Origin of the sequence: Prosthecobacter sp. SYSU 5D2 (assembly GCF_039655865.1) — a bacterium.
Lineage (GTDB): Bacteria > Verrucomicrobiota > Verrucomicrobiia > Verrucomicrobiales > Verrucomicrobiaceae > Prosthecobacter.
In genome coordinates this window covers 517,024-539,300 of the sequence record NZ_JBBYXL010000001.1, presented here as the reverse complement: position 1 = coordinate 539,300, position 22,277 = coordinate 517,024, and the positions used below count along the sequence as shown (strand labels likewise).

The following is a 22,277-nucleotide window of genomic DNA, read 5'->3' as shown; positions in this document are numbered from 1 at the left end:
TTATGGCCTGGCAGCTTATTTACACCAGCGCACCGCGTCTCCTGGATGCGGGCAGGACCGGCTTTGGCACCGTCGCGCGGCATCGTGCCATCAGCGGCATCCTGTCCTCCGCCATTGAGCGGTTTAGCCAGTTTTCGAGGCAGCCCGGGCATGATCCGAAGCGGGTCATTTACAGCCATCGCATCGTCACTGCCGGTGCCGGCACCTACCATGTCCTCAGTTGCATCCGCGATTGTGGGTCGGACTATACCGGACGCACCAGCCACATCGCCCATCACCTGATTGCCGAACTGAAGGAGATCCGTACGCTCGTCGCGCAGGGCATCACCCCGGCGGATGTCCTGCTGGGGATGGACTGGCGCAGCAGCTGGAACAGCAGCCCGCGTTATTTGGATCCTGGAGATGAAATTTCCCTCATTGAAATGAGCCGCCGTCCTGGCACCGAATGGTTGCAGGAAACCGGTGACCAGGCCAATGCCAGGCTCCCCTACAGCGCCAATGCCAGACGCGGCTGCTATGTCATCCTTCCAGCGCGAGCCAATGCCTTGAAGCTCTTCCACGAAAGTCAGTGTGAGGACCGCCAGGGTGCCTGGGAGGTCACTTTCACCACCTGTCTGGAGCCAGGGGATGAAATTGGGGACTTTCGCTGGCTGGGAGTGGCTGCCACTTCCCCACAGCGCCCTCAGGAGGAGTCCTCCACCCGTCCTATCTTTGACCTCACCCAGCCTGGTAAGCTGCCGCCACCACCGGCGGCCGCCCGTGCCCGGCCGATGATCACGGAAACTGCGCTGGCGGACAGTCCTGAAAACGATGATGCTTTTGCCGATGACCTCCCGGTCCAAGGCCCCGCAGCGACTTCTCCCATGTCAACCGCAGGGGCCTGGGCACCCGAGCCGTTGGCCAGGCCAAAGCCCAAAGGGCGGTTGCTCCTGGCGGGGGTGATGGTGACAAGCGCCATACTCCTGGCAGTCGCCGGGGCGTTTTTCTGGCAGATGCAGGAGACAAAAAAGGCGGCCACTTCTCAACAGAGGATGGAGCAGCGGGTGGATGATCTATGGGAAAAGTACAGTCTGAAACACGAAGAGGTGGCCAGGTGGTTGAAGAGCCAGGAGGATCCGCAGCTCATTGACGAACATGAAACGGCGCTGAAGGAAATCAGGAAAAGCATGCTGGCACCGGGGTCTGCCAAGGAGATACCCATGCCTGCCAGGATGGACCCTGCGGACCAGTTCAAAGAGCTTCTTGAAGATCATGATGACTGGGCCGAAAGTTACCAGGCGGCCCAGCTTTCAGCCGACTGGACGGTGAAACCACCGGTGGAGATGATGGCCCAGGCCAAGCCGAAAGTGGATGCCGAGAAACGGGCCTGGAAGAAACTGACCGAGCACTTTGACCGGCCTGTGGAGCAGGCGGTGTCTGCTGAAGAGGCCCTGGCGGCGCGGGTTCTGACCGTCCTGCGCGGCGGCCCCAAACCCAAGGGCAAGGCCTCAGAATGGAAAGCCTTGTTAACGTCGCTGGATGCTTCCACACAGGCGCCCGCCTGGCTCTCCCACTGGGAAAGCGCGGAAAAAGCCAGCGCGGCTGAAAAATCCCTGCTGCCGGAAGTGCCAGAAAAAGTCCTGGCAGATGCCCCTTCATGGTTCACCAAACAGATCATCAGCCAGCGGCCTTCCCCAGCCGTAGCCGCCACGCCCTCTCCTTCGGTCCCGGAGCCTGATACCAGGCCTGATCTGCCTCCAGGAGCCATGCCGTCTTCGCCTGCGCAGCTCACGATGCCGGATCCGGTGGCCGCTCTCCCCATGCCTGCCAGCGGGCCTCAGTCCGCTTTGAACGTGCCTGCCACGCAGGCCTCAGGAGATGAAGATGTCCGGGGCACCTATCCTATTTTTTTGCTGGTTTTGGACCCTCGGGCCAGCCCGGCACCGGACCTTGGCCTGATTCCACGTCTGCCTGTGGATGATGGGATGAAAGTCTTTTTATCCTCCCAGGCCGGTGGACGGAATCTGGAAGAATGGCCGTTGAATGCCACCCAGTCACAAAGCGGCGGCAGCCTGGTTTACAGCAAGTCCAAAATGGCCGGCAGGGACCGGCAGATCGCTTTTTCAGACAACCGGATCACCCATCTGCCGGAACTCCAGCAGGACGTCAGGCTGGTCGCCCGCACAGCCAACGGTCAAAAGGTTCTCTTTGAGGTACGGGTGGTCGTTTCGGATCCGGAGGTACTTTTGAACTTCGGAAGCGCCCCGGCCTTTCAGGCCTCTGCGTCTGGGAACCAGGTGTTGATTTCCGGCCTCGATGCGTTTCTCCGGCGCATTCAGATTGCCGGCATCCCGCGTCCACAGTTTGCTCTCAGCCGTGACAGCAGCATGCCCGGACTGGCTGTTTATGAACTCCAGGAAGACAGCTCTGGGGAATACCGGGTCCGGCTGCGCCAGGAGACCGTTGCTCCGGGGGCCTCCAGGATCAAGGATCTGAACTCGCGCATCGCCATTCTGGAGCAGGGCATTCAGATGGAAGGCCGCCTGCGCGACTTGCTTGCCAGCAATCTGACGGGGCGTGAAGGCCGGGTAAACATTCACAATGAAGCCATAGCGGCGAAAAAGGCGGAACTTGAGAAACTGAACCTGCAGCTGGAAGAGCTGACCAAAGCCCCTCCGCCCAAATTGGAACTTCCCCCCGGAACTTATATGCTGAAGGAGATCTCCTCCGGGCAGAAAAATCTCTGCCGGGTGGAAATTCAACCCCCCTCCCAGTAATCGTGAAAGAGCTTGCCCGTACCATTCAGTCCATCCGTGCTGCCCTTCAGGATGGCAATGTAACGCCTTCTGCCGAAAAGGCCGCCCGTGACTATGCCCAGCACTGTACCCAGGCAGACCAGCGACTGGAGCAGGTGGCCCTGATGCTTCAGAAAGGCAGTGACTATCAGGCACTCCAGGCAGCCGAGCAGGAACCGCCATTGCTAGACCTGGTGGCGGCGCTGAGTTTTGGGGAAGAGAAGGCCTGGAGGGAATTTTGCGAGACCCATGAACTGCCGGTGGCACCTGAGCTGAGCGCCCAGACCGTCCAGTCGCTGGAAAAGATTTATGCCAAGGGCATCACCGCCAACCATCCTCTTTACAAGGACTTCCGTGCCGCTGTCCTCGCCCGGGATGATGCCAAGTCCCTGCAGATCATCAACGTCATTCTGAAGCTCAACCCGAAGGACGCCAACGCCAAGTCCGAGCTTCAACGTCTCCTCAACAAAAATTATCAGGAAACGGTGGAAAAACTCCGCTCGCTCCTCAAGACGGATGATGAGCAGACGATTTCCCGCCTGACAGAAAAGCTGGCCACCCTGGCCACGAAAGACAAACTCCAGAGGGAGGAAACCTACGTTCAGGCCGAGTCCATCCGGCGTTCCTGGCGGGCACGCCAGGCCTCTGAGCGGCTGCCGCTCATGATCCGTCAGATGCAGGAACACCACGACCGGGAAGACTGGCGCGCAGTCGGGGAAATGGTGGAGGACATCACCGCGCTCATGACCGAGCACGCCATTGAACCGGCGGATGAAGGCCAGAAGCTGGCTCTGGACACCCTGACGCACTATCACCAGAAGAAACTGGCTGAGGATGAACTGCGGCGGAATTTTGAGAGGAGTCTGCGCGGCTTCCTTGCCTTTGTGGATGAGGTGGAAGCACGCCTGTTAACCGGGGCGGGCATGTCCTATGCAGAACTGAGCCAGAAGGACGAAACCTTTGTCCGGCAGTGGAAAGAGATTGAAGGTTACCGCCTGCCAGTCCCCAATGAGACGCTCCAACGCATCACCCGTGCCGGGCAGGAACTGCGCACCCGTCTGCGTGGCGTGCAGCGTGCCCGCCGTGTGCGTCTTTGGATGTCGGCGGCGGCAGCAGTGCTGTTGCTGGCCGGTGTGGCCTCACTGGCCCTTCATTCCTGGAAGGCTCAGACGCTTTCAGGTGAGCTGGCGGATCACATGACACGCCAGACGAGCCTGCCTGCGGAAGAGCTCATCCGCCAGCTCCGGGAAAATGAACCTTTGCTCATGCGCTGGCCTTTTCTCCAGGCACGGGTGGAAGAGGTGGATGCCTGGGCCAAGCAAGGACGGGGGCTGGAGCAGCGGGCTAACGCCACTTTGGACAGCCTTGAGGGCAGTTTTCAGGGGGAGACGACCAGTCTGGCCCCAGGCCAGCTCGTGGGCGGGCTGGAAGACCTGTCCAATCTGATCAAACAAATGCCGGTGGACCTGGCCAGCGAAGCGCGGAACCGCCTGGCTGTTTTGCGCACGCGGTCAGACCTGCATCTTGCCACCCTGGCCAAGACCTATGGCACCGATACCGCCAGCGCGGTTTCTGCTTTAGAAGAGGAAATCTCCCAGGCGCTGGTATTCGACCGGCCGGTGGCCCAGACGGCGGAGAATGTGAAACGGCTTGATGCCCGGCTTGCTGTGCTGGAGGCGGCGCTGAATCCCGATGTGGAATCTCTGCGCCTGCCAGCTGACCTGGAAACACGCATCCTGGGTCTGCGGCAGAGAGTTGCTGCATTTCAGGGTGAACTTGATGCCTTTGCCCGTGTCCGGGAGCAGACGGCCGAGGCGGACAGCCTGGCCCAGTATGCCAAGGCTCTGGCAGACTGGCAGGACATCCGCTTCACGGAAGCAGCGCCCGCATCCGTCGTCCTCGATGTCATGCCGGATGAAACCGCCTTCCTGGCCACCCTCATCACGGGTGGCAATGTGGAGGCGCTCAAGGCGGTGAGGGAAGACGTGTCCACCATTCACATGGCTCCGGCGCAGCCCATGGAGAGGGACTTGCGGATTCTTTTGGAACTTCGTGATGATCCTTTCCTGAACAATGTCTGGGAAAACAATGTGGCGGACTTCTCCCGGCGCAGGTCTGATAAAACCTACTGGTCCAGCGGGAAGCTGGAGGAGGTGGTCATCGGCGATGCCCGGCGCTGGAAGGGCCGTTCCTTTGATTCAGCGGAATCTGCGGGTTCTGTGAGCTACATTGACCGGGAATTCCGCCAGGTGACCTTTAGCAACGGTGGCAAGGGGGGGGAGGGGGTGGTCTCCTCCAGGCTGAGCGCGACCAGCGAGCTTATGAACCTGCTCCAGCTCAATCGCATGACGGATCCCGACGGAGACCGGTTCCTGCGTTCCCTGCTCGAGGCCATGGAAAAAGTGATGAATGACAGCAAGGCCAGCCCGTTGGCCAAAGCTTTTCTGATGCAGCGCCTGGAGGACATGGCCAGCACAAGGCCGCTGGCCTGGGGTTTTCATCTGTCACCGTCTCTGCAGGCAGACCTGGCGGCGTTGCGCGCCGTCTTGGGTGATACGGTGCTGCGCAGTGAAGACTGGATGCTCCCCTCCATGCGGACCCGGTTCTCAGGTCCCCTGGGAGATTTTTTCCAGAAAGCAGGGCGGCGGGTTTATCTCAAGGAAGCCAAGGCGCGGCGGGAACTGCTGATGGCGGTTGCCGAAGCCGGTGTCAAATTTGGAGGCTATGTGGAGACGGACTTCTCCCTACGCCTGAAAAACAATGCCCTGGGCGCACCCGAGCTGTGGGTGCTCTCCGCCTCCGGCGCCAAGCCAATGCTTATGGCCAGACCGGCTGCCAATGCCAGTCCGTTCATGGCTGCCGACGCCCAGCCTTTGAGCCCGGTATTCATCATCCCGGTGGACCGCGCAGCACTGACGGCGGCGTATGAAAAGGCCCTGACTGGCAGTGGCAGCGCACGTACACCTGCCGCAGGTGAAGCTCTGTTCCTGGCCCCCCCCCAGCCATGAATGCCAGCGGGCAGTTCCACCTTCAATGGCGCGGCCAGCGTTTCGGTCCTTGGGATCTGGCCGAGATCCGGGAGGCTTTGAAAAATGGAACGATCCATTCCCTGTATCAAATCCACGCGGGCGGGCAATGGCAGCCCTTGCGGGATTTTTTAGACAGCCTTCCCCGGCCTGCTGAAGCCTCCAAAGTGAAACCGGAAGTGAGGCCACAAGAGACTGCGGAAGAGACTTCCGGGGACAATCTGGAAGATAAGCCGGCAGTGCAGCCTGTCAGCGACGCTGCTTCCACTCAAAAGCTGGAACTGGGAGACAATAAGCCCACCCCATTATCAGCCTGGGCACTGTCTCCGGCGGAGTACATGAAGCTCAAGCGCGAACTGGAGCAGCCTGGGGGGGCATTTACCGATGCGAACTGGCATGCCATTGCGTGCCTGATTTTAAGTCTCTGCTTCTGGATTCCTTATGTGAGCATTATTAGCTGGCTTTTGAGCCTGGTTTTCGGTCACATCGCCCTGGTGCAGATCAGTTTTCAGCCGGGCCTCGGCGGCCGGAGCCTGGCCCTGACGGGTCTGGCCATCAGTTATGCGGTGATGATCTTTGGCCTCGGCCAGATTTTTTTGAAACCCTTCTTCTTTTTGCAGCCTTAACACCTCCCCCCTTCCCATGTCTGATCCATCTGACAGCCCGCCCAAGTCAAAGACATCTCCTGCCGCCAGCACGATGCCCCACAACCCTTTCCAAAACACCCCGGTCCTGCTGGACTGGTCGCGTCTTGACATTGAGCGCAGGATGGGTTTTCGCGGGGGGCGCTTTACCAATCCTGGCAAGACGCTGCCGCTTCTGCTGGGGCTGCTGCTGACCGTCTTGTTTTTCACACTCGTGATTTTTGGTTTGCAGCCGCTGGCGCAGACGAAATGGCTGGCCAGCATCTTTTTGGACCGGGGCCTTGTGCCGTATCCCACGATGTTGCTGTTCTTCTGGGCCACATCCATGCTCTTTTTCAAGTGGCGTAAAATTGCTTTCCAGCAACAGGCGCTGGCCCTGCCGGTGATGCCGCAGCAGGCGGATTTTGAGCTGACGCCTGCCACGGCCAAATCCGTGCGGGAGCGCATGTCCGTGATGGTGGACAATCCCCATCACTTTGTGCTGCTCAACCGCATTGACCTTGCCCTGGCCAATTTGCACAACATTGGCCATGCCGCCGATGTGGCCACCATCTTGAAGATCCAGGCGGAGAACGATGAGTCGCAGGTGGCCTCCAGCTACGGATTGGTCCAGGGTTTCATCTGGGCCATCCCGGTTCTTGGTTTCATCGGTACAGTGCTGGGTCTCAGTCAGGCCATCGGCGGGTTCACCAACACCCTCCAGTCCGGGGCCGGGATGGACAGCCTGCGTTCCTCCCTGCAAACGGTTACGGGTGGTTTAGGAACCGCCTTTGACACCACGCTGATCGCCCTTGTCTGCGCCCTGCTTTTGCAGATGGCGGTCAGCTTTCTGCAGTCGCGCGAATCCGAGTTTCTGGATGATTGCAATGACATCTGTCACAAGCATGTGGCTGGCAAACTGAAGCTTAGTTCCGTGAAGAACTGACGTCATGAGGTCCAGATATTCCAGACGGGCGACTCCTGCCTCGGGCTTTTTCGCCTTTCAGGACATCATCACGGGAACCACCGGTTTCCTGATCATGATCGCTGTGTTTCTGGCCCTGAATCTAGATGACTCTCCCACCCTGAGCACGGAAGGAGATGCCCCGGATCTGCGGGAATCGGAGCTGGCGGACCTGGCCGCACGGATTGCCGTGCTGAAAGAGGAGGTGAAAGGCCTGCAAACCGCGCCGGTGGAGGATGAGGCGTCGCTTCAGCGGTCCATCGAAGCCCTGAAAGCCTCCATTTTACGGCTCACATCCGCCACCCCGTCCAGCGAAGAAGAGACGTCCACCAAATTTGATCTGGAAGCGAAGATCGAGAGGCAAAAACTGCTGACCAAGATCGAAAATCTTAAGCGCTCCCAGGCTGAAAGCACCCGCCGGGTGGCGGATGCCGCTGTGCAACTGGCCGCAGCCGAGCAGTTGGAGAAAGATGCCCAGGCACAGCTGATCCAGACCCGGGAGCGCCGCAATGTCATGAAGGTCCTGCCTGAGCGGAGCGATACAGGCAAGGAGCCGGTGATAGTGATGGTCAAGCAGGTGCCGTGGTTGATCCAGAGGTTTGACCGCGGGGATGTGCACACGGCCTATTCAATCCAGGATCTGCTGGCAAACTTAAAACCGCTGTCGCCGCAGACGCATTATCTGGTATTCTTTTTCAAGCCTTCAGGTGCCGCCCACTTTGAAAGCATCACCAACCGGGCGCGGCAGGCGGGGTATGAGATTGGTTATGATCTCATTCAGGAAGGTACCGAAATCGAACTGAGCAAGGAGAGGAAATAACCTGCCATGAGGAAACTCCGCAACCAGCCCAGTGACAGTTTTGACCTGCTTTTGGACACGCTCTGCAACGTGTTTGGCAGCATCATTCTGATTGCCTGTCTGCTGGCGATGATCACGCGTGAACCGAATGAAAACCCGGTTTCCGCTGTGGTGGATGTCAAGGGCACCGGCGTGCTGCTGGAGATCCGTTTGGAAAAGGCCCGCGAGGAGCTTCAGCGGCTGCAGATTTTGTCCGGCGAGCTAAAACTGCAAGACCAGGGCAGCACGCGTGCGCTGTCTGCCGAGCGCGACGACCTCCGCGCCACTGTGGAGCGCCTGCGGTTTGACCGCGATGAACGCACCCTCCAGGCCCAGCAGGACGACATCCCGCTTTATACTGATCCGGGAGGTGACCTGGCCGGACTGCGTGAGCAGGCCAAAAAAGAGGGGCAGCGCCTCGCCGATATCATGCTCCAGCTTCAAGCTGTGGTATCCAAGACCACCAGTTCCTCCGGCCGGGTGGAGCAGATCTCCCGCCAGATGCAGGAGATTGAAAATGACCGCATCCAGCAGCTCCGCATGCCACGGGAAGGCCGCCAGACTTTGGACAGCCGGCCTGTCATCCTGAAATTTGGCGAGATCTTCCCTCTTTCAGATGAGAAGAAAAATGCCTACTTGAACGTCAGGCGGGTCGTTGAGGCGGATGGCAGCTTCACGGCGCATCCCATCCAGACCAAAGGCATGTTCATCTCACGGGATGGGACCAGGCTGAAGGAGCTTTTCCTTCGGCACAAGCAGACTGGTGGCTACATCACCCTGTATGTGTATCCGGACTCCTATGTGACTTTCCGTGACCTGGTACGGCTCATCCAGGACGCCGGGATACCCTATGGGGTGGAAGCCTGCACCGAGCATGAAGTTTTGAATTTCAGCAAAAGAGGTTCCGCACCGCCGCCTCTGTAGGAAGGCAGGCCGGTGAGCCGGGCTTACCGGGATTCATAGCCGTCATGTACGGCCCGGATGCGAAATGACTCCTCGGAATCATCCAGCACATAGACCGCATAGCGGTCACCGCCGGGAGCCACCCGAATGACGATGTGTCCCTGGCTGGCGGTGATGTTTTGCAGGTTCTGGATGTGGGGCAGGGCGGTCTCCTCACCGAATTCCTGAATGAGATGTTCTTTGCGGCCATCCCACATGCCGTTGGTGGTGAAGATGTCACGTGGCCCTGGATAGATGATTTCGGAGCGGAGCCGTTCCAGCACCTGGGGCGGCATCTGGCGGCTGGCCCAGGTCTGGGCGATGCTGACGCGCGGCTGAAGCACGCTCAGGAAAAAGGCGTTGGTCGTGTCGGTCCCGCCGTGATGGTTCAGCAGCAGCACGTCCACCGGCCCGGTGACCCAGGCCAGCGGGGACTCCATGTCCCGCCATTCAGGCTGTTTGGCACGGGCCTTGATCAGCGGCATGTTGTTGGAGATCTCTCCGCCCGGGATGCCCGGCAGATCGCCTCCTGAAAAATAGTCAAAGCGGCCAAGGGTCAAACGCATGGCGATGCTGCAGGCATTTTCATTGGGCGCTTCATGGGCGGCGCTGCGCTGCCGTACCTCGGTCCCGGATCCGGTCCAGATTTCTCCATTCGCTGCCAGGTTCTGGATTTTAAACTCTGGATAGAGTGACGGCTCGTTCAGCAGGACAATCTGGTCGTCCACACCTGCTTTAAAACGGTGGACCTGGGTGCCATGCTCCGCGGTCTGGGCTTTGAGCGCGGCATGGTATCGTTCTGCTTCCTCACCGGTGAACGGAGTTGGCTTTTGATAGTCGGGCCAGCCCCGGTCCAAGACATGGCGGATTTTAACCTGCTTTGCCAGTTCCGGCAGGCCGCCGATGTGATCACCATGGAAGTGACTGAAGACCACATAATCCAAGGAGCCTTCCTCGCCCTTAGGATGGTACTTTTGAATGTAGCGTGACACCCACTCTCCAGGCGGGCGGGAATCATCCGGCAGCGGGGGAGACTTGTACTTCGGCGGTCGGGGAGCATCCAGGAGATGGCCGCAGTCAATCAGCATGGTGGTTCCGTCCGGGAAGACGAAGAACGCAGCGCTGCCTTCCCCGGTATTGATATGGTGGATGTCCAGGCCGCCCGCAGAGTGCCTGGCCAGCACTTCACCGACTGGTTGTGCAATTGCTGGCTGGCTGATTGAAGTCGCTCCCAAAAGGCCAAGGAGTACGAAATGACGAATGTTCATGGTGGAGGAGTTGGCGGTTGGAAAGGCATTCGCTATTTCTCATACAAGTTCGCCGGGTCGGCTGCGGCAAGGTCCGTCAAATAGGAGGCAAATTGGGTCGTCAGACGTTGGAAATATTGAGCGCCTTTTTCAGCCGTGGAGTGGCGGGGATCCCCGGACCCGGTGTCATTGGTGGCTTGCGACCAGGCACGCTGCGCCCAGGCCCACTTCTGCCGCATGGCGGGAATTTTCCACAGATTATCGATGCCGGGGCCCCATTCGGTTTCAGGCAGGACCAGCTCCGGGTGGAGGTGCAGCATGAGGCTGGTTTCACGCTCATCGGCATGGTCGCCTACGATGGTGAAGATGTCCTGGCCGTTGCTGATGCTGTACCAGTTGACCAGCGAGAGGAAGATGCGGGGATGGCGTGCTTGCAGCTCACGCAGGATCTGGCGGAAGTCATTGCCGCCATGGCCGTTGAAGAGAACCAGCTTGGGGATGCCGACCCCTTCCAAGGATGAGATCACATCCTCCAGCACGGCCATCTGGGTGCTTGGGTTCATGTTGATGCAAAAGGGGATGTCGAGCTGGCCGGTCTGCACGCCGAATGGTATGTTAGGCAGGACGGCCACCTTGGCTCCGGCCTCCCAGGCCAGGCGGCCTGCCTCTGCGCACATGGCTTCGTTTTGCAGATTGTCCGTGGCGTAGGGCAGGTGCCAGTTGTGCGCCTCCGTGGCCCCCCAGGGCAGAACCGCCACTTCATAGCGGGTGTCTTTGACGTGTTTCCAGTTAGTCTCGGCGATGATCCAGGGGCGGGGCGGGTGCATGAATGAAATACTCCACAAATGCAGGCCTTTTGCCAAGCATCTTGACGTGACAGCGGGTCTGCCCTCATCTTGGTCCCATGCGATTGCTTGCCGCCCTGCTGCTGTTTCCCCTCCTCGCCCAGGCGGGATCCTATTTCACGGTCGAATACCCTGCCTCGGATAAACCGGGGGAGCTTGTTTACGGAGTGACTTACACCCTCTGGGTGCCTGAGGGGGTGGAGAAAATCAGAGGCGTCATCGTGCATCAGCACGGCTGTGGGGCCGGGGCCTGCAAAGGCGGTGAAACAGCCGCCTATGACCTGCACTGGCAGGCGCTGGCGGAGAAGCATGATTGTGCGCTCATGGGGCCTTCATATCATCAGGCCGATGGCCAGGACTGCCGCCAGTGGTGTGATCCGCGCAATGGATCCGAGAAGACCTTTTTGCGCAGCCTGGAAGACTTTGCCAAACAGTCAAAACATCCTGAACTCACCCAGGTACCCTGGGCGCTGTGGGGGCATAGCGGCGGCGGTTTTTGGTCCAGCCTCATGCTGGCCCTGCATCCGGAACGGATCGCAGCCATCTGGTTCCGTTCAGGCTCCGCCTACCATGTCTGGGAGAGAGGGGACATCCCGCGCCCAGAGCTGACGGATGCCGTTTACCAGGTGCCGCTGTGCTTCAACGGCGGCCTGAAAGAAGAGCAGGACAAACGCCACGGTCCGGCCCGTGTGGGCGACCGTGCCATGTTTGCCGCCTGGCGTGCCAAGAATGCTCCGGCCGCCTTTGCCCGTGATCCACGCACGGGTCATGAATGCGGAGACTCCCGCTATCTGGCCATTCCTTTTCTGGATGCCTGCCTGGCCATGCGCCTGCCGGAAAAAGGACATGCCTTGCGGCCAGTGAAAGTGGGCGATGGATGGCTGTCTGAGATGGACAGCATGGAAGCGCAGCCAGCCGGCCAGTATGAAGGACCAAAGGAATCATCCGCCTGGATGCCTAACGAAAAGCTTGTTGGTGATCGGGCCGAATACATGGAAACAGGTGCCGTGGGGGATAACACTCCGCCGCCAGCGCCCACGAATGTGACCTTGAAAGACGGCGTGATTTCCTGGGAGGCCAAGGCGGATTTGGAAAGCGGCCTCCAGCAGTTCATCATTCAGCGCGACGGCAAAGAGATCGGCCGAGTGCCGGAAAAAGGCGTGAGCAAATTTGGCCGCCCATTGTTCCAGCGCATGACCTATGGAGACACGCCGGAGAAACCGCTGGCAGAGATGACCTTTAGCGACAAGACACCCGCCGCCGATGCTAAAGCCTATCTCGTCATTGCCATCAATAGCGTGGGTTTGAGCTCTGAGTAATTTCGGATTCATCGCGATGCCTCACTCTTCCTTTTGCGCCTTGCTGCTTGCCGGTGGCCGGTCCGTACGCATGGGGCGGGACAAGGCGCTGCTGGACTGTGAGGGCCAGCCGTTGTGGTTGATGCAGGCGCGCAAGTTACAGGCCTTGCAGCCGGAGCGTTTGTTCATCGCCTGCCGGGAGGAGCAGGGATTGCACGAGGCAGCGCCGGTGGATCTGAAGATAAAGTGGCTTTTCGATCCGCCGGGGAGTGATGTTGGTCCCATGGGGCCGGTGTTGGCATTATTGGATCAGGTGCAAAATCCGCTGCTGGTGCTGGCTGTGGATATGCCAAACATGACCACCTGTTTTTTGGAAGAAGCGGTTGCTTTGACTACCCCCGAGAACGGACTGTTCTTCACTGCCGCAGATGGGATCGAGCCGCTGGCCGGTCTTTATGTGCCGTCCATGTTACCGCTTTTACAGGGTGCATTTGAAGCGGGGCAATACAGCCTTCGGCAGGTGCTGCGGCAGGCCCAAAACCAAGGATTGGCTGAAATCCTGCCGGTATCAGAAATGGATAATACGCTCTTTGCCAATGCCAATACACCTGAGGAGTGGCAGCAGACGGGGAAATGAAAAAGCGGCCCCTTGCGAGGCCGCCACTGGGTTCCACAACGAACTGACAGTAATGGTTAGACCACCCATTCGCCGCGGTAGTCGCGGGTGAGCCACTTGGGATCGCCGCCTTCGGCGAAGGTGCGCTCGGTGGGGTTCCACTTGAAGCTGGTGCCTGAGTAGTAGGCCATATTCATCAGGTGGCAGGAAATGACGGTGGTGGCGCCGATGGCCACATCGCAGATAGGCCGCTCACGGGTCTGGATGCTGTTAAGCCAGTCGTCGTGATGGTTCTTGCTTTCGTAAAGCTTCACCTTGGCATCCTTGAGGAACTCGCGCTCGGTCAGGATGACTTCACGGTCCAGGGAGGTACCTTTGTCGGCGTTCTTGTCGAAGAATTTGTGGACTGTTTTGCCATTGAGGATGAGCTCAAACTTGCCGCGGTTGACATGGATCTCGCCATCCGTGCCGTAAATGGAGACGCCTTTGCCATCATTGTGGGTGAGGACCACGCCGTTGGCATAAACGAGCTGGGCTCCGCGCATGGCATCTTTGCCCTCAGGGGCGGCGCGTACTTCCACCGGGCCGCTTTCATCCATCCCGAGCGCCCACTGGGCGATGTCGATGTGATGGGCACCCCAGTCGGTGATCATGCCGCCGCCGAATTCACGGGTCATGCGCCATTTTGGAAAGTGGGTGTGGACGCCGCGCGGGCTGAGGATGCTGTTATAGGGCTTCAGCGGGCCTGGGCCACACCAGCGATCCCAGTCGAGGCCGGGCTCGGCCTCTTCTTCTGGGAGGTTGTAAAGGGGAGCGGGATCGCCAAAGGAAGTCGTGATGGTCTTGATGTCACCAATGACGCCATTGCGGACCAACTCGGCCGCCACGCGGAATTCCTTGCTGGAACGCTGTTGGGAGCCGGTCTGGAAGATGCGTCCGCTGTCGCGCACGGCTTTGGTCAGCGTGAGGGCTTCGTGGACATTGTGGGTCAGGGGTTTTTCACCATACACGTCTTTGCCGGCGCGGACGGCAGCGATGCCGATGTAGGCGTGCCAGTGGTCAGGCGTGGCGATGACGACGGCGTCAATGTCCTTGCGGGCCAGCAGCTCGCGGAAGTCATTGTAGGCGGCACAGCCTTTGTAGCTGCCTTCGGCCTTCTTGCCGTAAGTCTCTTCCACGCGCTTTTTGGCGTTTTCACGGCGGGTGGTGTCCACATCGCAGACGGCGGTGATCTGCACATTGTCACGGCCCAGGAAGTTGCCCAGGTGGCCGCTGTTCATCTTGCCCATGCCGATGAAGCCCAGGTTGATCCGGGAATTGGGGGCGGTCTCAGCGGACCAGACGCGGGAAGGCAGGATGAAAGGGGCGGCGACGGCTCCAACAGCAGTCTGGAGGAAGGAACGGCGGGATGGTTGGCTAGGGCTCATGGATAAAATAAAGAGGCCTGACAGTACGCAGTCAGGACATGATTTGTGCAATTAGTGTCATAAAAAGACCGGATTCCCCAGCTTTAAAAGCAAAAACGGCTGCCAGGTTCATCTGGCAGCCGTGAATGGTTAAAGAGGGGTGGGGGAGAATTACTTCTCGATCTTCAGCAGCTCGACTTCGAAGACGAGAGTCTCGCCTGGGCCGATGTCTGCGCCAGCGCCGTTGTCGCCATAGGCGAGGTCAGACGGGATGTAGAACTTGTACTTGGAACCCACAGACATGAGCTGGAGGCCTTCGGTCCAGCCTTTGATGACTTCCTGCACGCCGAAGGTGATCGGCTCGCCGCGGTCCACACTGCTGTCGAAGACTTTGCCGTTCAGCAGGGTGCCGTGATAGTGGACGTTCACTTTGTCGGTAGGGACTGGCTTGGCACCGTCGCCCTGCTTCAGCACTTCATACTGGAGACCGCTGGCGGTGGTTTTGACGCCTTCCTTCTTGCCGTTGTCAGCCAGGAACTTGGCACCTGCGGCTTTGGTTTCACCCGCCTTGGCGGCCTGCTGGGCCTGAAGCTCAGCCTGCTTGCCCTTCATCACTTCTTCAAAGCCCTTCATCGCTGTTTCGAGCTCTTCAGGAGTGTACTTGGAAGGCTTGCCTTCGAACTGGTCGCGCACGGCACCCAAGAAAGCGTCCAGGTCAATATCAATGCCCTGCTGTTTGAAATTATTGGCGATGTTGCCGCCGATTTGTGAACCGATAAAGTAGCTGACTTTGTCCATCGAAGCAGATGCAGCAGGTGCGGCAGCTTCGCCAGCAGGTTTTGCAGTTTCCGTTTGGGCGGACAGAGGAGATGCGACGGCGAGTGCGGCGCAGACGAGACGAAGGGTTGCTTTCATGAGTTGAGGCGTCGAGCCTCGGAGAGAAGGGCGTACTGTCAACAGAAGAAAATCGCAGGAATATTGACGTCCGGAGATGCCTGCGGATTCGATTTGCGGACCGCGAGGAAGGATTGTGAGCGGTGCGTAAAGCACCTGCCGGGGGCTAAAAGGACCAATGTTCCTCTGTTGACGTCCATGCCGAACCGTTCGACGTTATTGCAACTAATGCGCGGTTTTCCACCAATTCAGCTTTTCCTGCTTGGCCTTGTTTTCTGCCTGCTGGCCTTTCCTCTGGCCAGCCTGACGCAAGGTTATGGAGAAGCGGCTGCTGCACAGGAGCACGGCGGGCATCACCATGAAGTCGGGGAAGGCGTGGCCGTGGTAAAAGGCGGGAGCGAGCATCCTGAAGGGGAGCACAAGCATGTGGAGGTGCCGGTACTGGTGCGGCTGCGCTTTGCCCATGCCCCGCTGACGGTGAGCCTGATGCAGGGGGATGAGGAGCTGGCTGAAAAGCTGGACCTGTCCGCCTCGCCGGTGGAATTCAAGGCGGGCATGGAGGTGTCGCACGATGGCAATGAACTGATCGTCAGTGCGACCTGGCCGGAAGGTACTCCTGAGACGGCACTGACCGTTGAGCTGGAGCCGGACGGGTTTGAAACCCGTAGCGAGACCCGCTGGTCCTCCGGCACGGAATTGAACGAAGTCCTCACTTTCACATGGTAATGCACGCATCCAAAGAGCCTGCGTCTGGCAAAGAACACGTCTGCTGGGGCGGGGGCGGCTGCACGCATTCGCATGGCCACCGGCTGGAGGTGAAAGACCTGCGGGTGAGCTACCAGGAGGTGCTGGCGCTGGACGGCATCAGCTTTGGCACCGAATGCGGGCGCAGTATCGCCCTCATCGGTCCCAATGGGGCAGGGAAAAGCACGCTGCTAAAAGCCCTGGCGGGCCTCCTGCGCACAGACGGCGGCAGCATCCTGTGGCGGGGCAAACCGCTGACGCGCAGCAGCTATGAGATCGCTTACCTGCCGCAGCGCGGGGATGTGGACTGGAACTTTCCCATCACCGTGCGCGGTCTGGTGGAGATGGGGCGGTATCCGAACCTGGGCTGGTGGCGGAAGTATTCCCGGCATGATGCGGACATCGTCCAGCGCGCACTGACCACCATGGACCTGCTGGATCTTCAGGACCGGCAGATCAGTGCCCTTTCCGGCGGGCAACAGCAGCGTACCTTCATCGCCCGTGCGCTGGCGCAGGAGGCTCATGTGCTGCTTTTAGACGAGCCTTTCACCGGCTTGGACCGGCCCGCGCAGCAGAACCTGGCGCGGCTTTTCCGTGAGCTGACCTCCGAGGGCCGCCTGCTCATCGCCAGCCATCATGACCTGCAGACGGTGGAAGGAAACTTCGATGACGTGCTGCTCATCAAACGCACCCAGGTGGCCTATGGCGAAGTGGCCACGGCCTTCACCAAGGAGCGAATCGCCCAGGCCTACGACCACTGATATTTCCCATGCCTGCCGACCTTCCTTCTCTTTCTGATTTCCTGGCGGAGCCCATCGCCCGACGGGCCTTGCTGGCCTGTCTGATGATCGGCTTTGCCAACGGCTTTGTCAGCGCCTTTGTGGTGCTGCGGAAGTCCGCTCTCAAAGTGGGCACCCTGTCCCATGCGCTGCTGCCGGGCATCGCCCTGGCGGTGCTGGTGGCGGGCCTGTCCCAGTGGAGCGCGCTGGCGGGGGCGCTCTTTGCCGCACTTATTGTTGGGCTGGGGTCCATCTTTCTATCTCGCACTTCCCGGCTGGATCAGGACACGTCCATGGGGATCCTTTACACGACTGCCTTTGCCGGGGGATATCTGATCCTCACCCAGCTTAATGTCCGCCAGAAGCTGGATGAATGGCTCTTTGGCAGCATCGTGGGCATGGCGGACAGTGACATGTGGATCGCCTTTGGCATCAGCGCCATTGCCGTGCTGTCGCTGACGGCGCTTCAGCGGCCGCTGCTCATTTATCTCTTTGAGCCCAACATCGCCGCCAGCCTGGGGGTGCCGGTGCGCTTCTTAAACTATGCCACCTTTGGTATCACCATCTTGGTGCTCATTTCATCTTTGCAGGCGGTGGGCTGCATTCTCAGTGTCGGCCTGATGGTGGCTCCGGCGGCCACGGTTTACCTGCTGACGAACAATGCCCGCACCTTGTTTTGGGGCGGAGGACTCATCGGCGCCTTTGGCTCCGTGACGGCTTTCTTTCTCAGCTATCCGTTAGGCTGGTCAGTCAGCGCCAGCATCATCGTGGTGCTCGGCGGGCTGTTTTTATTGGCGTATATTTTCAGCCCCCGTTACGGCCTGTTCAGCAAAAGGGGCCGTGTGTAGGGGCGGCTTATTCAGCCTTCTGGTCAGGCCGGTGGGCCTGGATGATCTGCATCACTTCCGCGACGGGCATGGCCTGCACCTGACGTCCGCGATGGCCCTTCATGTCAGTGGCCATGAACAGGGAATTCAGGATGGCCTCTTCTGTGGCCTCAATGGCGGCCAGAAAGAGAGGCGTCATGGTGTCATTACGCATCAAGGCGGCGGGGGCCTCCAGCAGACCATCCTTCACATGAGGAATGCGGAGCCCTTCGGCGGTGGAAAAAGCGATGACGTAATCACCGCTGCCATTGGAGGCGATACCACCTGTACGAGCCAGCCCCAGCATGGCGCGTGAGGCCAGGCGCTTGAGATTTCGCGAATCCACTGGCGCATTGGTGGCCACGACGATCATGCAGCTTCCGTCCGCGCTGCCATAGGCATCGCGCATGAGGTGACGGTTCATCACCCGGTCCACTGGCACTCCGTCTATTTGAAGGACACCGCCAAAGTTGCTCTGCACCAGCACGCCAACCGTGAAGCCACCGGCAGAAGCAGGAAGGCGACGGGAGGAGGTGCCGATACCTCCCTTCCAGCCAAAGGCGACGGTGCCCGTGCCCGCCCCGACATTGCCCTCAGCCACGGGTCCGTCCTTGGCCTGGGTGATGGCCTGCCAGACGTGTTCCTTGCGGATGGGCAGGCTGCGGATGTCATTGAGGCCGCCGTCATTGGTTTCACCGACCACCGCATTGATGGAGCGGACGTTTTCCATGCCCTCCAGTTTTAAATGGTGCTCCACCACGGCACTCATGGCCATGCCGACAGCTAGAGTATTGGTCAGGATGATGGGGGATTCCAAATTGCCGAGTTCGTCAATTTGCGTGCTCCCTGCCAGTTTACCGAAACCGTTACCGGTATGGACAGCGGCAGGAACTTTTTCCAGAAAGACATTGCCGCCATGGGGAAGGATGGCCGTGACGCCGGTGCGGACATCCTTCCCCTCCATCAAGGTCACCTGACCGACTCGCAAGCCAGGCACATCCGTGATGGCGTTGAGGCCGCCTGTGCGCATGACACCGGGAGTAATCCCAAGCTCGCGGGCACGTTGGTCACCGCCCCAGGCGCAAGTGGCCGCACAGGTCAGGACAACCAGAAGGGATGGAAAGTATTTCATGGCCTAACAGAAAGCTATTCATTAAAAATGGCCACGTGCGCCAAGCCGTCCGGCCCCATCCATGCGCGGAACATGCCGTCACTGTTGAAAGGCGTGCTGATGTTGCCCTTGGCATCCACAGCGATGAGGCCGCCCCGCGCATCCAGCTTTTTCAGTTTGTCATTCACGATCTCCTCCGCCGCCTCAGCCAGGCCGGTTCCCGCATACTTCATGCGGGCGGCCACGTCATAAGCCACCAGATTGCGGATGAAAAATTCGCCATGGCCGGTGCATGACACGGCGCAGATGCCGTTCTCCGCATAGGTGCCTGCGCCGATGAGCGGTGAATCGCCGACCCGTCCGGCGCGTTTGCCAACAAGGCCGCCAGTGGAGGTGGCTGCTGCGAGATTTCCTGCCGCATCCAGAGCTACCGCGCCGACCGTTCCCATGCGCAGGCTGAGATCGCTTGGAGAGGACACGGAGCCGGTCTGCTTTTTCACCCGTTCCAGACGTGCACGCTGGGCGGGAGTGATGAACCATTCGGGTTCTTCAAAGCGCAGTTTTTCTTCACGCGCCAGCTCTTCAGCCCCACGCCCGGTCATCAGCACATGCGGCGTTTTCAGCATCACCTTTTCCGCCAGACGGACCGGGTTTCGCACACCTTGCACACCTGCCACAGCACCGGCCTGGCCGGTAGCGCCCACCATGATGGAGGCATCCATTTCCACGGTGCCCGCAGCAGTCAGCACGGCTCCGCGCCCGGCATTAAACAGGGGAGAGTCCTCCAGGATCACAACCGTGGTCTGCACGGCCTCCTGGCTGCTGCCACCGGCCTTCAGAACGGCATGGCCTGCGCGAAGAGCCTCCTCCAAGACTTGACGGCACTCAGCTTCGCGTTCTGCCGTGAGGGTGCTTTTTCCTACCCCGGCCCCGCCGTGTAACACCAGCGTGATGGGCGCTTCTGCAAGGGCCAGGGAAAGTGAAAGAAGCCAGAGGCTGAGCATGCGGAAGATCATAGGGCGGGAGAAGAGATGCACTGGGTTTATGCGGGGTATATGAAAATCCAGGTCGCTTGGCAAGCCGAAGCACGGACGGTTCATCCCCGTTTTGTTTGTGCGCGATACAGCCTGACGGACCGCCATAAACGAATCTGCCCGCGGACTTTTGCTTTTGAGGAGAGCAGGTGCGCGGTCTATCTCCCGATTCTTCATATGTCGCGGTTCCACTTCCGTCATCTCATCCGCCAGCATCGTTGCGCGGTGGCGGTGATGTTTATGGCGGCGTGGACGTCGTTTTGTGTCCAGGCTCAGACGGTGGAAGAGCTTCCTGAAGTGGTGGTGCTGGCAGAACGAAGTGGCAGCTCGGGAGTCGGCGCGGCGCTGGCGGAATGGGACCGTGAGACGCTGCTGAAAGAGGCTCCCCGTGCTGTGGATGAGATGCTGGCGCGTGAGCCTGCCTTCTCGCTGTACCGGCGGCAGTCCTCTATTTTTGGCAATCCAACCTCGGCGGGTGTGAGCCTGCGCAATACGGGTGCCACGGCGGCGTCGCGAACGCTTGTTTTGTTAGACGGTATTCCGCAGAATGATCCCTTTGGCGGCTGGGTTTACTGGGCGCGTTATGATCCGGCCACGCTGGATTCCATCCGCATCGTCCCCTTTGCCCAGTCGGCTGTGTGGGGAAACCAAAGTCCGGCGGGCGTGGTGCACCTGAGCAGTCATTCTCCGTTTGAAGACCGGCATACCCTCCGGGCGGGTGGTGGCAGCCAGGGCACGCTCAGCGGCTCCATGGTGCATGTGATGAGCAATGAGGAGAAGACACGCGCCGTTGCCTTTTCCGCCTTTGGCCTGCATACAGATGGCTTTTATGCGGTGCCACCGGAGCAGCGCGGTCCCATTGACCGGAAGCTGGTCACGGATGTTTTTGGCGGAGATTTAAAATTCGCCTGGGTGCCTGAGCCGGGCCTCCTGGTGGAGCCGATGGTGTCTTATTATAAAGAGGAGCGTGGCAACGGCACTCCGCTCACGGGCAATTCAACGGAAGCCCTGGACTTTGCCCTGCGCATCACGGGTGAAATGGAAGGTTGGTCATGGCAGGCGCTGGCTTATCATCAGAGGCGGCAATTTGAATCTGTGTTCAGCTCGCTGGACCCTTCGCGTACGACGGAGACGCTGGCACTGAACCAGTATGATGTGCCTTCCCACAGCACGGGCGGAGCCTTGACGCTGCGGTGGGATGAGGGCGGCCGCTGGAGCTTCACCGGCGGTGCCGATGCGCGGGCGGTGACCGGTGCCACGCATGAAGATGTGGGGACCTTTCGTCGGCGCGAGGCCGGGGGTGAGCAGGCCATGGCAGGCATCTTTGGCCTATTCGAATACCGGCCCGATGATTTGACACGTTTCGCCCTCAGCGCGCGGCTGGACGGCTGGCAGCTCACGGATGGCCGTCGCATCGAGACCTCATTGGCGAACGGTGTGCTGCTCCGCGAAGACATCCAGCCAGACCGGAATGGCATCGAGCCCTCGGCATCACTGGAGCTTTCACGCACCTTGTCACAGAGTCTGGAATCTCGGCTCTCTGCCGGAACCTCTTACCGCCTGCCCAGCCTGAACGAGCTTCACCGGCCCTTTCGCGTGCGCAATGACATCGTGGAGGCCAATCCCAATTTGGATCCTGAGCGCTTCTTCAGCCTGGAAGGAGGCATGACCTGGAAGCCGGTGGAAAACTTTACCTTCAGCACCGCCTTGTATCATCACTGGATCTCAGATGCCATCGCCAATGTGCCGGTGACGGACCCTGCTGAAATCGCTGACATTTTTGGTGTCATACCGCCTGGGGGCACGGGTGCGCAGCGGCGGAATGTGGAGCAGGCGCGTGTGTATGGCATCGAGGCAGAAGTGGAGTGGCTGCCGGTCAAGGAGGTGACGTTTGCCCTGCGCGGATTGTGGTCACAGGCAAAATTTAGTGAATCCCCGGACCAGCCTCTGCTCAAAGGCAAACCTTTCCCGCAGGCTCCAGAGCTGCGCTTGATCGCCAATGGTGAATGGCGTGCCAATGAGCGGCTGGGTTTCTTCGCGGGCTGGGAATATGGTTCGTCGCAGTTTGATGACGCCCTGGCCCAGCGGGTCATTCCTGATTACCACAGCGTGCGTATTGGAGCCTCCTGGCGGATGAAGAATGCGGTCTTCCAGGTGCGGGTGGAGAATCTCTTCAATGAGCAGATTCAGACCGGCCTCAGCGGTGACGGTATCCGCACTGTCGCAGCGCCGCGATCCTTGTGGTTAGGTGTGGAGTGGCGGTTTTGACC

Annotated in this window: 18 protein-coding genes; 12 read left to right on the top strand and 6 right to left on the bottom strand. The window is 59.7% G+C overall.

Annotation, left to right across the window (positions count from 1 at the left end; genetic code table 11):
* The first annotated feature begins 2 nt into the window (after positions 1 to 2).
* From WJU23_RS02245 to WJU23_RS02220, 6 genes are read left to right on the top strand one after another with little or no spacing between them, the layout of a single operon-like run.
* Positions 3 to 2,756 (top strand): hypothetical protein, encoded by a 2,754-nt coding sequence (locus WJU23_RS02245; protein ID WP_346330899.1) that lies wholly within the window; start codon positions 3 to 5, stop codon positions 2,754 to 2,756.
* A 2-nt stretch (positions 2,757 to 2,758) separates the two neighbouring features.
* Positions 2,759 to 5,782, top strand: a complete 3,024-nt coding sequence (locus WJU23_RS02240; RefSeq protein ID WP_346330898.1) for a hypothetical protein — start codon at positions 2,759 to 2,761, stop codon at positions 5,780 to 5,782.
* Positions 5,779 to 6,426, top strand: coding sequence for a DUF4190 domain-containing protein (locus WJU23_RS02235; protein ID WP_346330897.1), 648 nt, complete (start codon positions 5,779 to 5,781; stop codon positions 6,424 to 6,426). The genes WJU23_RS02240 and WJU23_RS02235 overlap by 4 nt, the downstream gene beginning before the upstream one ends.
* A 16-nt stretch (positions 6,427 to 6,442) precedes the next feature.
* On the top strand, positions 6,443 to 7,369 hold the full coding sequence (locus WJU23_RS02230) for a MotA/TolQ/ExbB proton channel family protein (protein ID WP_346330896.1): 927 nt from the start codon (positions 6,443 to 6,445) through the stop codon (positions 7,367 to 7,369).
* 4 nt (positions 7,370 to 7,373) lie between these two features.
* On the top strand, positions 7,374 to 8,207 hold the full coding sequence (locus tag WJU23_RS02225; RefSeq protein WP_346330895.1) for a hypothetical protein: 834 nt from the start codon (positions 7,374 to 7,376) through the stop codon (positions 8,205 to 8,207).
* 6 nt (positions 8,208 to 8,213) lie between these two features.
* Positions 8,214 to 9,149, top strand: a complete 936-nt coding sequence (locus WJU23_RS02220; protein WP_346330894.1) for a hypothetical protein — start codon at positions 8,214 to 8,216, stop codon at positions 9,147 to 9,149.
* A gap of 23 nt (positions 9,150 to 9,172) precedes the next feature.
* Here the strand turns inward: WJU23_RS02220 and WJU23_RS02215 are convergent, their stop codons facing one another.
* Complete coding sequence (locus WJU23_RS02215) at positions 9,173 to 10,435, bottom strand: MBL fold metallo-hydrolase (protein WP_346330893.1); 1,263 nt, start codon at positions 10,433 to 10,435, stop codon at positions 9,173 to 9,175.
* 32 nt (positions 10,436 to 10,467) lie between these two features.
* Positions 10,468 to 11,241: a creatininase family protein gene (locus WJU23_RS02210; RefSeq protein WP_346330892.1), complete on the bottom strand. Its 774-nt coding sequence runs from the start codon at positions 11,239 to 11,241 to the stop codon at positions 10,468 to 10,470.
* 77 nt (positions 11,242 to 11,318) lie between these two features.
* On the opposite strand from WJU23_RS02210, the gene WJU23_RS02205 reads away from it, so the two are divergent.
* Both WJU23_RS02205 and WJU23_RS02200 read left to right on the top strand, forming a co-directional pair.
* Complete coding sequence (locus WJU23_RS02205; protein ID WP_346330891.1) at positions 11,319 to 12,578, top strand: hypothetical protein; 1,260 nt, start codon at positions 11,319 to 11,321, stop codon at positions 12,576 to 12,578.
* A 40-nt stretch (positions 12,579 to 12,618) separates the two neighbouring features.
* Positions 12,619 to 13,194, top strand: a complete 576-nt coding sequence (locus WJU23_RS02200; RefSeq protein WP_346330890.1) for a molybdenum cofactor guanylyltransferase — start codon at positions 12,619 to 12,621, stop codon at positions 13,192 to 13,194.
* Positions 13,195 to 13,250: 56 nt separating this feature from the next.
* Here the strand turns inward: WJU23_RS02200 and WJU23_RS02195 are convergent, their stop codons facing one another.
* Complete coding sequence (locus tag WJU23_RS02195; RefSeq protein ID WP_346330889.1) at positions 13,251 to 14,600, bottom strand: Gfo/Idh/MocA family oxidoreductase; 1,350 nt, start codon at positions 14,598 to 14,600, stop codon at positions 13,251 to 13,253.
* Positions 14,601 to 14,750: 150 nt separating this feature from the next.
* Positions 14,751 to 15,494, bottom strand: a complete 744-nt coding sequence (locus WJU23_RS02190) for an FKBP-type peptidyl-prolyl cis-trans isomerase (protein WP_346330888.1) — start codon at positions 15,492 to 15,494, stop codon at positions 14,751 to 14,753.
* 207 nt (positions 15,495 to 15,701) lie between these two features.
* Between WJU23_RS02190 and WJU23_RS02185 the strand changes: the two genes are divergently transcribed.
* The 3 genes from WJU23_RS02185 to WJU23_RS02175 are packed head-to-tail and all read left to right on the top strand — an operon-like array spanning position 15,702 to position 17,844.
* Positions 15,702 to 16,199, top strand: coding sequence for a hypothetical protein (locus tag WJU23_RS02185; protein ID WP_346330887.1), 498 nt, complete (start codon positions 15,702 to 15,704; stop codon positions 16,197 to 16,199).
* Positions 16,199 to 16,978 carry an ABC transporter ATP-binding protein gene (locus WJU23_RS02180; protein WP_346330886.1) on the top strand — a complete coding sequence of 260 codons (780 nt, stop codon included), beginning with the start codon at positions 16,199 to 16,201 and terminating at the stop codon, positions 16,976 to 16,978. The genes WJU23_RS02185 and WJU23_RS02180 overlap by 1 nt, the downstream gene beginning before the upstream one ends.
* An 8-nt stretch (positions 16,979 to 16,986) precedes the next feature.
* Positions 16,987 to 17,844 carry a metal ABC transporter permease gene (locus tag WJU23_RS02175; RefSeq protein ID WP_346330885.1) on the top strand — a complete coding sequence of 286 codons (858 nt, stop codon included), beginning with the start codon at positions 16,987 to 16,989 and terminating at the stop codon, positions 17,842 to 17,844.
* Positions 17,845 to 17,851: 7 nt separating this feature from the next.
* Here the strand turns inward: WJU23_RS02175 and WJU23_RS02170 are convergent, their stop codons facing one another.
* Both WJU23_RS02170 and WJU23_RS02165 read right to left on the bottom strand, forming a co-directional pair.
* Positions 17,852 to 18,994: a P1 family peptidase gene (locus tag WJU23_RS02170; protein WP_346330884.1), complete on the bottom strand. Its 1,143-nt coding sequence runs from the start codon at positions 18,992 to 18,994 to the stop codon at positions 17,852 to 17,854.
* A gap of 14 nt (positions 18,995 to 19,008) precedes the next feature.
* On the bottom strand, positions 19,009 to 19,989 hold the full coding sequence (locus WJU23_RS02165; protein WP_346330883.1) for an isoaspartyl peptidase/L-asparaginase: 981 nt from the start codon (positions 19,987 to 19,989) through the stop codon (positions 19,009 to 19,011).
* 195 nt (positions 19,990 to 20,184) lie between these two features.
* Here WJU23_RS02165 and WJU23_RS02160 point away from each other — a divergent pair, with 195 nt between their 5' ends.
* Positions 20,185 to 22,275 (top strand): TonB-dependent receptor, encoded by a 2,091-nt coding sequence (locus WJU23_RS02160; protein ID WP_346330882.1) that lies wholly within the window; start codon positions 20,185 to 20,187, stop codon positions 22,273 to 22,275.
* The last annotated feature ends 2 nt before the right edge of the window (positions 22,276 to 22,277 follow it).

Coding starts and splice junctions, on each gene's coding strand:
- WJU23_RS02175 (WP_346330885.1), top strand. CDS start 16,987: ATGCCTGCCGACCTTCCTTCTCTTTCTGATTTCCTGGCGGAGCCCATC.
- WJU23_RS02170 (WP_346330884.1), bottom strand. CDS start 18,994: ATGAAATACTTTCCATCCCTTCTGGTTGTCCTGACCTGTGCGGCCACT.
- WJU23_RS02215 (WP_346330893.1), bottom strand. CDS start 10,435: ATGAACATTCGTCATTTCGTACTCCTTGGCCTTTTGGGAGCGACTTCA.
- WJU23_RS02205 (WP_346330891.1), top strand. CDS start 11,319: ATGCGATTGCTTGCCGCCCTGCTGCTGTTTCCCCTCCTCGCCCAGGCG.
- WJU23_RS02180 (WP_346330886.1), top strand. CDS start 16,199: ATGCACGCATCCAAAGAGCCTGCGTCTGGCAAAGAACACGTCTGCTGG.
- WJU23_RS02190 (WP_346330888.1), bottom strand. CDS start 15,494: ATGAAAGCAACCCTTCGTCTCGTCTGCGCCGCACTCGCCGTCGCATCT.
- WJU23_RS02225 (WP_346330895.1), top strand. CDS start 7,374: ATGAGGTCCAGATATTCCAGACGGGCGACTCCTGCCTCGGGCTTTTTC.
- WJU23_RS02185 (WP_346330887.1), top strand. CDS start 15,702: ATGCGCGGTTTTCCACCAATTCAGCTTTTCCTGCTTGGCCTTGTTTTC.
- WJU23_RS02220 (WP_346330894.1), top strand. CDS start 8,214: ATGAGGAAACTCCGCAACCAGCCCAGTGACAGTTTTGACCTGCTTTTG.
- WJU23_RS02160 (WP_346330882.1), top strand. CDS start 20,185: ATGTCGCGGTTCCACTTCCGTCATCTCATCCGCCAGCATCGTTGCGCG.
- WJU23_RS02210 (WP_346330892.1), bottom strand. CDS start 11,241: ATGCACCCGCCCCGCCCCTGGATCATCGCCGAGACTAACTGGAAACAC.
- WJU23_RS02195 (WP_346330889.1), bottom strand. CDS start 14,600: ATGAGCCCTAGCCAACCATCCCGCCGTTCCTTCCTCCAGACTGCTGTT.
- WJU23_RS02245 (WP_346330899.1), top strand. CDS start 3: ATGGCCTGGCAGCTTATTTACACCAGCGCACCGCGTCTCCTGGATGCG.
- WJU23_RS02235 (WP_346330897.1), top strand. CDS start 5,779: ATGAATGCCAGCGGGCAGTTCCACCTTCAATGGCGCGGCCAGCGTTTC.
- WJU23_RS02165 (WP_346330883.1), bottom strand. CDS start 19,989: ATGATCTTCCGCATGCTCAGCCTCTGGCTTCTTTCACTTTCCCTGGCC.
- WJU23_RS02230 (WP_346330896.1), top strand. CDS start 6,443: ATGTCTGATCCATCTGACAGCCCGCCCAAGTCAAAGACATCTCCTGCC.